The organism is Sphingobacterium sp. UBA7253, assembly GCF_002472745.1.
In the GTDB taxonomy this organism is placed as follows: Bacteria; Bacteroidota; Bacteroidia; order Sphingobacteriales; family Sphingobacteriaceae; genus Sphingobacterium; species Sphingobacterium siyangense.
Window position 1 is genome coordinate 23,944 of sequence record NZ_DKSP01000108.1, and the last position, 13,582, is coordinate 37,525.

The following is a 13,582-nucleotide window of genomic DNA, read 5'->3' on the forward strand; positions in this document are numbered from 1 at the left end:
TTATGTTTGAAACATTTATAAAACGACCCATATTGTCGTTGGTTATTTCGGTGTTTATTACACTTTTAGGGTTGTTGGCCTTATTTACATTGCCCATCACACAATTTCCGGACATTGTACCACCTTCGGTAGTCGTCAATGCCAATTATACAGGTGCCAATGCTGAGGTGAGTACAAATGCTGTCGCTATTCCTTTGGAAAAAGCAATCAACGGTGTAGCTGGGATGACTTACATGAATTCAGTGTCTACCAATAACGGCAGCACGGTTATTCAAATCTTTTTTGAAGTTGGTACAGATCCAGATATTGCGGCTGTAAACGTACAGAATAGGGTAACTACTGTATTGGATGAACTCCCTGAAGAGGTCATCAAAGCAGGGGTAACCACCGAAAAAGAGGTCAACTCCATGTTGATGTATCTGAATGTTTTTACCGATGATGAAACCGCGGATGAAAGATTCATTTACAATTTCGCAGATATCAACATTCTAAAGGAACTGAAACGGATCGAAGGTGTCGGTCTCGCTCAGATTATGGGAATGCGTGATTATGCAATGCGTGTATGGGTTAAACCTGACCGTATGGCAGCTTATAATATCTCTACGGAGGATGTGGTGGCCGCATTACGAAAACAGAATATCGAGGCTGCGCCAGGACAAACCGGTATCAGTTCCGATAAAATGCGTAACATGCAACAATATGTATTGCGTTATCCAGGTAAATTCACTGAAATTGAGGAATATGCCAATATACCTATTCGAGCTACTTCAACTGGTTCTATTATCCGTATAAAAGACGTAGCAGATGTTGAATTTGGTTCATTGGATTATGAAATGGTATCCAAAACTGATGGACGTCCATCCGCATCCATCATGCTAAAGCAATTGCCGGGATCAAATGCACAAGAGGTTATTCAGCGTGTAAAAGACCGCATGGCAGAATTGAAAGAAACGCAATTCCCGACTGGCATGACCTATACCATGGGGTATGATGTGTCGCGGTTTTTGGATGCCTCAATTTCTTCTGTCATCAAAACCTTATTGGAGGCTTTTCTTTTAGTTTTTATCGTTGTATTTATCTTTTTACAGGATTTTAGGGCGACTATTATACCAATTTTGGCTGTACCAGTATGTTTGATTGGGGCATTATTTTTTATGCAGATGTTAGGTTTCTCAATCAACCTACTGACCTTGTTTGCCTTGGTACTGGCCATAGGTATTGTAGTAGACAATGGAATTGTCGTTGTCGAGGCTGTATATGCAAAAATGGAAGAAGAACATCTTCAACCTATGGAAGCGACATTGGAGGCAATGAAAGAAGTCGGTGGCGCTGTTGTGGCCATTACGTTGGTAATGTCTGCCGTGTTTGTTCCAGTTGCCTTTCTTTCAGGGCCGGTGGGGATATTTTATCGTCAATTTTCATTGACGCTCGCGGCTGCCATTGTTATTTCAGGTATCAACGCGTTGACATTGACACCCGCTTTATGTGCGCTTTTCCTAAAATCGCCCCATGACCGTAAACCTTCGAATAACTGGTTGGACCGTTTCTTTAAAAAATTCAATGCCATTTATGACAAGACTGCCTTCGGCTATAAGGGAATTTTGGTAAAAACCAGTGCGCGACGTGGACTGACTCTCCTTCTACTTGGAGGATTCTTTCTAGCGACCTGGGGAAGTAGTGCCATCTTACCCTCAGGTTTTATTCCAACCGAGGATCAAGGAATGATCTATGTAGCTGTAACAACCCCACCGGGAGCAACCGTAGACCGTACAGAACGTGTTTTGGATAAAATTGACTCCGTATCACGGAAACTCGATATTGTTGAAACGGTGTCTACATTGTCGGGGTATAGTATCATAACTGAAGTATCTGGTGCTTCTTATGGGATGGGGATGATCAATCTTAAACCTTGGAAAGAGCGAGATCAAACGGTAAATGATGTCATTAAAGAATTGCGGGATAAAACAAAGGATTTTGCTGATGGAGAGATTGAATTCTTTCCGCCGCCAACAGTCCCCGGTTTTGGTAACTCTTCGGGTTTTGAATTACGTTTATTGGACCGTAGCGGGAATGAGGATCTCAACAAGACGGCCGAGGTATTACAGAAGTTTATGGACGACATGGAAAAAAGTGATGTTCTTCAGGATATCAACTCTAGTTTTGATGTGAACTTCCCCCAATATATGCTGAAGGTGGACTACGATATGGCTGCAAAAAAAGGAATATCGGTGGAGAATGCCATGAATACGCTGCAGACCTTAATGGGAAGTCTTTACGCGACAAATTTCATCCGTTACGGACAGATGTATAAGGTCATGGTACAGGCTGGTCCCGAATATCGCCAGAGACCAGAAGATGTATTACGCTTATATGTGAAGAATGAGACGGGTGAGATGGTTCCATACAATGCCTTTATTTCGATGGAAAGAATTTATGGTCCTGAACAAATTACCCGTTACAATATGTTTAGTTCGGCCATGATTACTGGACAGTCTTCAGCTGGTTTCAGCTCCGGGCAAGCTATCGAAGAAGTCGAGAAAATTGCTTCTTCTTTGCCGCAAGGGTATAGTATCGAATGGTCGGGGATGACTCGTGAACAGAAAATCTCCGGAAACCAAGCCTTGTATATTTTTGCACTCTGTCTTCTGTTTGTTTATCTGTTGTTATGTGCACAGTATGAAAGCTTTCTGTTGCCTTTACCTGTTCTGCTCTGTCTTCCGGCAGGGATCTTTGGTGCATTTATCTTCTTGAAAGTCTTTGGATTGGAAAACAATATCTATGCGCAGGTCGCATTGGTCATGCTGATTGGTTTGCTAGGTAAGAATGCGATCCTGATTGTGGAATATGCCAATTTGAAATATAAGCAGGGAATGGATATCGTGACCGCTTCAATCGAAGGAGCTGTTGCCCGTTTGCGTCCGATATTAATGACTTCCTTTGCATTTATTGCAGGTCTAATTCCCTTGATGATGGCCAGTGGAGCAGGAGCATTGGGTAACCGAAGTATCGGTACCGCTGCGGTGGGAGGAATGCTTATCGGAACCATACTCGGGGTAATTGTCATCCCGGGATTAGTGATCTTATTTTCAAAAAAAGACAACAAGAAACAGGTCGTTAAAAAAGCGTCTTTAGTCATAGCTGCACTTATTTTATTTGGTAGTTGCTCGGTTCCCAAAAAAACGCTTCAACCGGAGAAATTAAATGTACCGACTTCATTTTCCAAACATCTTTCGCCAGATAGTTTAAATGTAGGAAACCGGTCTTGGAAGGAAATTTTTAAAGATCCGAAGTTGGTTTCTCTAATTGATTCTGCGCTGCAGAACAATTTAGATATACGTCAATCCATTTTGCGGTTGGAATCTGCACAAGCGTATTTTAAACAACGGAAGGCGGCCTTGGGGCCAACTGTAGAGGCTGGAGTAGAAGGAGGAATTCGGAAATATGGGCATTATACAGAATCAGGAATAGGTAATTATGATTCAAATTTTTCGGAGAACTTGAAAAGTGATGAAAAATTGCCCGAACCATTTATCCCAGATTATTTTATAGGACTTCGTTCGTCCTGGGAGATTGATCTTTGGGGAAAGTTGAAAAGTCAAAAGCAGGCCGCTTATTTTAGCTTTTTAGCAGAGCAGGAAGGCAAGCGTCTATTAGAAACGGAATTGGTATCCAATATTGCGACAGCTTATTATGAACTAATTGCTTTGGATCAAAAGATAAAAGTTTACAATCGGAATATTGAATTACATAAAAATGCACTGGAGGTTGTTGAGGTGAAAAAAGATGCCGGTTATGCGACTGAACTTTCTGTGCAACAATTTAAAGCACTATTAGCCAACTCGAAAGCTGCCAAAGAACAATTGAGCCAAGAAATAGCACTTTGGGAACATCATATCAACGGCCTGTTGGGGCGTTTTTATCAACCTATTGTAAGAAGTACATATACCGAAAATGCAGATTTGTATCATGCAATGCGTTTTGGTACACCAGATGATCTCGTGAACCAACGCCCGGATATCAAGGCCGCTTATTTGAAAGTCATTGCATCTTCGAATAATCAGGAAGCATCACGTTTGGCTTTTTTGCCTTCTGTTGCAATAAGTCCATTTATCGGATTACAGAGCTTTAGCTTTAACAAGTTATTTAATTTGGATAAATCTATTGCGTATAATTTATTTGGCGGTATTACGCTGCCAATATTTAATCAAAGACAGCTTAAAACGCAGTATGAGATCGCGAAAGCAGATTATGGAATTGCGTTTGTAGACTATGAAAAAGCAGTTGTAAACGCTTATAACGAAGTTTCCAATGTTGTCATGACGCAAGAGGCGATCGTCAAACGACGTAGCTTTGTTGATGAACATGTTCAAGCGTTAAACCTCTCTATTGAAGCGGCACAGGAACTATTTATTGCGGGGCGGGTGACTTCTCTCGATGTCGTTACAGCACAGAAGGAGTCTCTGGAAGCCCAAATCGGAAAAGTAGAATTGGAGAAAGAGAATACTTTAAATCAGATTCTACTTTACAAAGCCTTGGGAGGAGGTTGGAAATAGGTGGTTATAGATTAAAAAGAAAACTATTTTTCATGCGATAAAGAATTAACTTGTTAATTCTTGGACCCTTAACTGGGTCAGGGGAAGAGGCCGTCGTGAGACGTCCTCTTTTTTGTTGTTATTTTTATGTAGTTTAGTCTACACTATCTTGAACCGATTTTATTATGTTGCAGCGCATTTTTCTTTTTATTCTTTTCGCACATTTTAGTCTTTACCTATCTGCACAAGTGGCTTCCGATAGCACCCGGGTTTTGCAACGATTGGAATATCTGATGGAAAATCAGAAAATTTACATCAAGAACCGTGAAGATAAATTGGAGAAATTAAAACAGGAGGCAAAAGCATTAGAAGGCAATCCCGCTCAATTTTTGAAGAAGAACTACGAAATCTTTGAAAATTATAAGAAGTTTGATTCTGACGCAGCGCTTACTTATATTTTACTGTGTCAAAAGCTCGCTCCACCGCTTAATGACTCCCTACAGGCAGTGATTCATCTCGATTTGGCCTGGGTGTATTCCACCATCGGACGGTATATAGAAGCTTCACAATTGTTGAAGCAAGTCGATCCCGCTCATCTAGGTAGGGAGCTTCTTGCCAAGTATTACGATACCTACAGCTCCTTTTATAGTCATTACGGTCAGAGCAATAATCGGTCAGAATATTACCAGGCAAGTGAAAAATATCGTGATTCTTTGTTAACGGTACTACCGAAGTCTTCCTTGGAATATCGTACCACCATTGCGATAAAAACGCTGTTTAACGGTGACCGGGAGGACGCTAAAAAGCAATTACTGGTTCTTTGGAATGAGAATAAAAAGGATATTGAGCAGCGCGCGCTGATCGCCTATTTTATGGGGCTCATTTATAAATATGAAAAGGATACGAAAAGCCAAATTTACTACCTTTCAATATCGGCCAGTGCAGATATTGAAATGGCAAATCGTGATAACGCATCTTTTCATGATCTGGCGTTAACGTATTACGACCAACAGGATTTTGATCGGGCTTTTCAGTTTATTGAAAAAGCAATCGACGATGCGATGTTATGTAAAGTACGGTATCGCATTATTGAGGGGACCTCTTCTTATCCCATTATCAATGCCGCCTATCAGCAGAAAATCAGTAGTCAAAATCGACAATTGGTTGGACTGGTCATTATCGTTAGTATTTTATTGATCGGTGTCATTATTGGACTTGGTGTTATCTATAGACAGGTACAACATTTGCGGCGAATACGATCAGAATTGTCTGCCACAAATCAGCAGCTTCGCTCATTGAATAACGAAATTAACCAGACTAACCTTAAATTGTCGGAATCCAACCATATTAAAGAAGAATATATCGCCCAATTTTTTGACATGTGTTCGAGTTACATCGATAAAATGGAAGATATCAGAAAGGCATTACTGAAAAAAGCGACGAATCAGCAATGGGATGCACTGCGGGAACAGTTAAAGTCAACGCAAATGGAGGAAAGGGAAGTGCAGCAACTTTATGTTAATTTTGATCGTATCTTCTTAAATCTATATCCAACCTTTGTTGATGAATTCAATGCACTCCTTCAGGAAGAGGAGAAGATCTATCCCAAAAAGACAGAGTTGTTAAATACCGAACTTCGGATTTTCGCATTGATTCGATTAGGGATCGATGATTCCGTGAAGATTGCAAGTTTCCTGCGATACTCGCTTCGGACGGTTTATAATTACAGAACAAAAGTACGTAATAAAGCCGCGGGAAATCGTGATGCTTTCGAGGCGGCTGTATGTCAGATTGCGGTGATCGACCGGGCATAAAATATGATGTAATACCCGAAAATTAGCTATATTAAAGACAATTTTACGCTCCTTTAGGTACTTTTTAAGGGTGTATTTTTTTTATAGTGATCTTGTTTTTAGTTATTTATGTTTTTTCTTCAGTACTTTTTAAGTACTAGCTCTTTTTTCTCCGTCTTGGTGATCTTAGTTTTGTTTTGAGCAATGAAGCAGGGGAAACTCATTGCCATTTTGGAATAACCAAAAGATTAAACAATAACCAATTTTTTTATTTCATATGATTTACTTTACACGAAAAGTTGCCTTTTCAATGGGGTTAGCTTTCTTGTTTACTTTGGTGAATTTGGTGTTTGCCCAAGACCGAATTCAAGTTAGTGGACGTGTCTTGGATGCCCAAGATCAGAAACCACTCTCTGGAGTAACCATTACACAAAAAGGAAGTAATAACGCAGTCTCCAGTAACGGAGATGGGCGTTTTCAAATTTCTGCTAGCACGGGCAGTATACTCCAATTTACTTTTGTTGGCTACGACAGTAAAGAACTACCCGCCAACAGTACCATGATTGTCCAATTAAATTCCTCAACCAATTTGCTGGAGGATGTTATTGTAATCGGTTATGGTAGCGTGAAAAGAAAAGATGTCACGACTGCAATCTCTTCAGTTTCCACCAAAGACTTAGAAAAGAGACCCGTTACTAATTTTGGGCAAGCCATTCAAGGTAAAGCTGCTGGGGTCACTGTTATTCAGCCGAGTGGTCAGCCAGGTGCAGCACCTCAGATACAGATTCGCGGAATAACGTCTTTTAATAGTAATACCACTCCTTTGTATGTTGTTGATGGAGTTCCTGTGGAAGATATTAAGTTCTTGTCTCCTAATGATATCACAGATATTCAAATTCTAAAGGACGCGTCATCGGCAGCGATCTACGGCTCGCGTGGTTCGAACGGTGTTATCTTGGTTACGACAAAATCAGGAAAAGCCGGAGAAGCAAAAATTACACTGGGAACACAATGGACAGCCAATGTTGTCAATAACACGGTTAAAGTTTTAAATACCAGTCAATACAAAGATTTACAGGATGAAATAGGCATGATAAATCTGCCAGAGGGATTGTTGGATCAAACAGATTGGTTTAAAGAAACCTATAAGACGGGGATCCAACAAAATCATCAAATATCCGTCTCGGATGGCAATGAGAAGCTTCGCTATTATTTGGGTGGGGGATATTTGAACGAAAAAGGAACACTACAGGGATCCTTCTTTAGACGATATAATTTTCGTGCTAATATTGATAACCAAGTCCGAAAATGGCTAAAGGTGAATGCGAATATCAATTATTCCGATAACAATGATAATGGAATTACCTCAGGATTGGGTTCTAACCGTGGGGGGGTAGTTACATCGGTGATTACAACACCAACCTACGCGCCTGTATGGGATCCAACCAATCCGGATCGATTCTATAATAATTTCTATGGGATCAACAACATCACCAGTCCTTTGGAAAACCTAGCCCGGACAAGAAATAATAATAACCGCGAAAACCGACTTGTTGCCACAGGAAGTGCACTGATTTCTTTTATGCCTAATTTAACTTGGAAAACTGCGTTTTCATTAGATAGAAGATCAGGTGTGATGACGACCTTTTTGGACCCTTGGACAACAGCTTGGGGAAGAAACCAATTCGGGGAGGCTTCAGATATTCGTAATACAAATACCGTGTTGACTTGGGACAATTTCTTGACGTACACGAAGAGCTTTGGAAAGCATAATTTGGAAGTAATGGGCGGTTCGTCATGGACAGATTCCAAGTACTCCAGAAGCTATATCTATGGTTCAAACTATGCAAATGGAATCATTGAGACACTTAATGCGGCAAACAAAATCTCTTGGGATAGAACAGGATCTACAGCATCCAACTGGGGGATTATGTCCTATTTCGCCCGCGCAATGTATAACTACGATGGCAAGTATTTATTGACCGCAAATATGCGTGCCGATGGTTCTTCGAAGCTGAGTCCGGAACGTCGCTGGGGGTATTTCCCATCGGTTTCAGCTGCATGGAGAATCTCTTCCGAAGATTTTATGAAAGATATAACCTGGATAAACGACTTTAAAATCCGAGGCGGATGGGGACAGACAGGTAATCAATATGGATTAGGTGATTATGCGTACCTGCAGTTAAGTGGGATCCAACGTCAACAGTGGTTCGTTGAGGGAAAAGACAATTCATTGCCAAATATCAATAAACCAACAATATTAAGAGCGAAAGATTTGACTTGGGAAACGACAAGCACAACCAGTATTGGTTTTGATATCACGATGTTGAATAATCGACTCAGCATCAGTGCAGATTATTACAACAAGGATACGAAAGATCTTTTAATGAATGCAAGTTTGCCCGCAGGACAGCAAGCAACCACAATCCAAAGAAATGGTGGCAGGTTGAATAACCATGGTTTTGAATTTGCGGTAAATTCAAAAAATCTGACCGGAAACTTGACTTGGAATACCGATTTTAATATTTCTTTTAACAGAAATAAACTGAAACAACTGGATCTACAACAAGTGTACTACGATGTAAAGACAAACGATTATGTCAATGATTTTGTAGTGAAGAATGAGCCAGGAAGATCACTTGCAGGATTCTTCGGTTATATCTCTGATGGTGTAAACCCTGAAACCGGCGAGCTCATTTACCGCGACTTGAATGACGATGGAAAGATTTCATCGAGCGACCGTACATATATCGGTAATCCTCTTCCAAAGTTTGTCTATGGTATGACAAACAGCTTCTCCTGGAAAAATTTAGACCTCAGTATATTTATTCAGGGAACTTACGGAAATGATATCTTCAATGCGAGCCGCATGGAAACAGAGGGGATGTATGATGGTCGAAATCAAACTACTGTTGTATTGGATCGTTGGCGGGTACCGGGACAGATTACCAACGTTCCGAAAGCTGGGTTTGACATGAAGAATTCATCCTATTTTGTTGAAGATGGTAGTTATTTGCGGATGAAAAATGTTTCCCTAGGCTATTCCATTTCTCCCGAGAGACTGAAACGTATTGGTATCCATAAAATTCAGCCTTATCTATCTGTAAGTAATCTATTTACCTTGACTAAATATTCAGGTATGGATCCCGAAGTGAACCAGTATTCCGGCGGATCTGATTCCAGAATCCAGGGTATTGATTGGGGAACCTATCCACAGAATCGTTCATTTGTTTTAGGTCTTAATATTGAGTTTTAATTGTCTGTATCATGAAAAAATATATAAGTAACGCTCTTTCTTTGCTAACCGGCTCTTTGTTTTTATTTTCTTGCTCTTTGAACCGTGATCCACTTTCAGATTATTCGGATGTTAGTCAAGGAAAGACAGAGACAGGAACGCAGATTGTTTTCAAGAACAAAGCCGAAGTTGAAACTTATTTGGCCGGAATTTACCAGCAGATGAAAGATCGGCAGGAACATTGGTATCTCGACCTCCTCTTGATTGGCGATTCGCACGCCGATAATTCCTATGCTGGAACAACCGGAGCGGAAGTTGTACCTTTTGAAAATAATTCTATTGAAGGGTCTAATTCGGTTGTTGACCGGGATTGGGGAAGATATCTGGAAGATGTTGGACGTGCAAATCGATTGATCATTTACGTTGATAGTGTTGCTGATAAATCGTTGAGCGATACGGATATTAGAACGTATAAGGCACAAGCTAAACTATTCAGAGCATTGGCGATGTTTGATATGGTCCGTATATTCGGATCTATCCCTGTCATTACCACAATTGCACCCGATATTACAGGTGACAATGTCAATGAAGTTTATCCGCAATATTTTCCAAAACAAGCCACAGAAGAAGAAGCCTATAAGCAGATCGAAAAAGACTTGATGGACGGATTGGCTGATGCACCAGCCAACAATAATGGGAATAAGACTTTATTTACCAAATCCGTCGCACGAGCGATGCTGGCAAAGATCTATGCCGAAAAACCAATTCGCGATTACGCTAAAGTTATCCAATATGTTGACGCATTGACTGCGGATGGATTTGATCTGAATACCAATTACTCAGATCTATATGCAATGAATGCAAGCAACACAGATCTTGCACAGCGGAATACGAAAGAATCGATTTTGGAAGCACAGTTCACTGCAGGAGGAGGCAATTGGGCGACTTGGATGTTTGGAAGGGATTTGTCCAATTATGATAATAACTTCACATGGGCCAAATGGATAACCCCATCTCGGGACTTGATTCAAGCGTATACGAATGAAGGGGACCAGGTTCGTTTGGGGCAATCTATTGTTTATTATTCCACTACTTGGAGCAACTATTATCCGTCAAACCATTATCCATTCATGTTTAAATTACGTTCTGCATTTAATAGTATTGTCAAGCTTCGTTACGCAGACCTTTTTTTGTTAAAAGCGGAAGCATTAATTCAGCAGGGATCAGATCTATCTGGAGCGGCAGACATTATTGACAAAATTCGCACCCGTGCTAAATTGCCTAAAATATCCGCTGCCGTACGTTCAAATAAGGATGCTTTATTAGACGCTTATTTGAAAGAACGTCGTCTTGAATTGGCCTTCGAAGGACAACGATGGTTCGATCTTGTGCGCTTGGACAAGGTGGAATCTGTCATGAATGCGGTCTATGCAAAAGACGCTGGAAGAAAGGCACAGGTGTATCCCTTCACGAAGAACTCTTACCGTTTACCGATTCCGCAACCAAAAATTGATCAGAATCCTAATCTAGTTCAGAATCCGGGGTATTAATTGATTTAACAAGTGGAATCCCCCATCTGATGGATGGAGACAAATATATTAACAGATGAAACGTACTAATAAAAAAACTATGATATATACATTCTTGTTGTCCTGTCTAGTGACGGCAACATCTTGTAACCGTGACAGCTATACACCTTCGCAAGGTGATGAAATTAAAAAAAGTGGTGATGTTACAATTTATACGACGACAGGCAGTCGGTCTTTGGATTTTGGAAAGCGCTTTGTTGATTTCAGCTCCAAATTTAATATGTCACCCAATACAATTACGCTAGATCCTACTAAGAAATTCCAGACGATGGACGGCTTCGGTGCAGCCATCACAGGCTCAACCTGTTATAATTTGATGAAAATGAGTAAGGAAGATCGGACAAAATTCCTTACAGAGACGTTTTCAGATAAAGATGGAATGGGAATGAACTATATCCGTATTGCTATTGGATGTTCCGACTTCTCTTTGAGTGAATATACCTGTTGGGACAAAGAAGGAAAGGAAAATTTTGGATTGCAGTCGGAAGAGACCCAATATATCATTCCGGTGCTTAAAGAAATACTTGCTATCAATCCATCCATAAAAATCATGGGCTCCCCATGGACTCCACCGAAATGGATGAAAGTTAACAACCTAACTGATTTAAAGCCCTTTGATTCATGGACCAGCGGTCAGTTAAATCCAAAGTATTATCAGGACTATGGTTGGTATTTCGTTCAATGGATCCAAGCAATGAAGAAAGAAGGCATTAATATTTATTCGATTACTGTTCAAAATGAACCATTGAACAGAAAGAATTCCGCTTCGCTTTATATGTCATGGCAAGAGCAACAAGCTTTTGTCAAACAAGCGCTAGGCCCACAGTTAAAAGCGGCTAACTTATCAACAAAGATCTATGCATTTGATCATAATTATAACTATGATAACATTGCTGATCAGGCTGATTACCCTGTAAAGATCTATAACGATGCCGGAGCGGCTTCATTCTTCGCCGGAGCGGCGTACCATAATTATGGTGGGGATAAGGCTGAACTTATCGATATTCATAATCAACGCCCAGACAAGGAATTGGTATTTACGGAAACATCCATTGGGGAATGGAATGATGGACGCAATCTTGAAAAACGTTTGATGGAGGATATGCGTGAAGTTGCATTGGGCACCGTCAACAATTGGAGTAAAGGTGTCATAGTATGGAACTTGATGCTTGATACTGACAAAGGGCCAAATCGCGAAGGTGGCTGTCAGACATGTTATGGCGCCGTGGATATTAGTAAGGCAAATTATAAGAATATAACGCGCAATTCGCATTATTATATTGTTGGTCATCTTTCTTCGGTGGTCAAATCAGGGGCCACACGGATTGGGGCTTCTGGGTATACAGCGGAAGGGTTAGTTTATACAGCCTTTCAAAATACAGATGGGACCTACGCTATTGTTCTGTTAAACGAGTCGGGAGATAGCCGTAAAATTACCGTCGCAGACGGTAAACATCATTTTAGCTATGATGTGCCAGCTAAATCGGTTGTTTCTTACCGTTGGACCTATTAACTGGAGGATGATAAACCCTAAGCGCTATCACATTGATAGCGCATAAATTATGAACAAATGAAAAGATATCTCATCAATATACTATTGGGAACTGCTGCTATTACTGCAGTTAGTTCCTGTAAAAAGGATGAAAAATATACCTATCAAATAGGGGATCCTAAAATCGAATTGAAATCGCCTATCTCGGCCGCAAATTTTGGGGATAGTCTCGAGTTTCAGGTGCATGTGTCGGATAGTGAAGTTGCGCTGTCTACTGTTAAAGCACAATTGTATTTTACAGACGACAAGGTAACAGAAACCGTCATCCGTACCAAACAAAATGGAGACTATGCTGGAAAAATTTATGTTCCGTTCTTGAAAGATATTCCCGATGGAAAAGCAACCCTTAAGTTTGTCTTACAGAATATTAGCCAAAAAATAACGGAACAATCTTTTGATATTAATCTGAGCAGACCCGACTTTCCATATTTAACTTTAGTCACAGAATCCAAATCCTATCGCATGGAAAAGGTCGGGCGTAATCAATATGCGGCAAAAGAAAATTTTGCAGCTGAGGTAAAAGGCTATATTCAAGCGCCAAAAGTAGGTACACAGGGCAATGCGATGAACTTTGGTTGGGTCAATAATGTTATTAACTTGGGGTCTACCGCTGAAATTCCTTTTTCAAATTCAACCTCTGGTGTATATCCAATTCAATTTAATACATTGACATTTCAGGCATCTCCATTTATTGTTGTACTGCTAAATGGATCGCAGTTCAGTCGACTGGATGATAAACATGCTAAAGTTGAACTCGAGCTGGCTCAAGGGAAAACGACGACTTTTGAAGGGATTGCGGATCTGCAAGATTGGTGGATCGATCCAGATTTCTTTACCAAAGCGGCCGACGGAACCCTATCGTTTAAAGGATCAACTGGAAA

The 13,582-nt window shown here is 40.5% G+C and carries 6 protein-coding genes; all 6 read left to right on the top strand.

Going from position 1 to position 13,582, the window contains the following annotated elements:
- Positions 1–2: 2 nt before the first annotated feature.
- Positions 3–4,553 carry an efflux RND transporter permease subunit gene (locus B2X72_RS10500; RefSeq protein ID WP_286849536.1) on the top strand — a complete coding sequence of 1,517 codons (4,551 nt, stop codon included), beginning with the start codon at positions 3–5 and terminating at the stop codon, positions 4,551–4,553.
- A 164-nt stretch (positions 4,554–4,717) separates the two neighbouring features.
- On the top strand, positions 4,718–6,346 hold the full coding sequence (locus B2X72_RS10505) for a DUF6377 domain-containing protein (RefSeq protein WP_286849537.1): 1,629 nt from the start codon (positions 4,718–4,720) through the stop codon (positions 6,344–6,346).
- 289 nt (positions 6,347–6,635) lie between these two features.
- On the top strand, positions 6,636–9,581 hold the full coding sequence (locus B2X72_RS10510) for a SusC/RagA family TonB-linked outer membrane protein (RefSeq protein WP_286849538.1): 2,946 nt from the start codon (positions 6,636–6,638) through the stop codon (positions 9,579–9,581).
- Between the two features lie 11 nt (positions 9,582–9,592).
- Positions 9,593–11,110, top strand: coding sequence for a RagB/SusD family nutrient uptake outer membrane protein (locus B2X72_RS10515; protein WP_286849539.1), 1,518 nt, complete (start codon positions 9,593–9,595; stop codon positions 11,108–11,110).
- Positions 11,111–11,189: 79 nt separating this feature from the next.
- Positions 11,190–12,662 (top strand): glycoside hydrolase family 30 protein, encoded by a 1,473-nt coding sequence (locus B2X72_RS10520; protein ID WP_286849540.1) that lies wholly within the window; start codon positions 11,190–11,192, stop codon positions 12,660–12,662.
- A 57-nt stretch (positions 12,663–12,719) separates the two neighbouring features.
- Positions 12,720–13,582: DUF5125 domain-containing protein (locus B2X72_RS10525; protein ID WP_286849541.1), on the top strand; the 863-nt coding region annotated here is incomplete at its 3' end.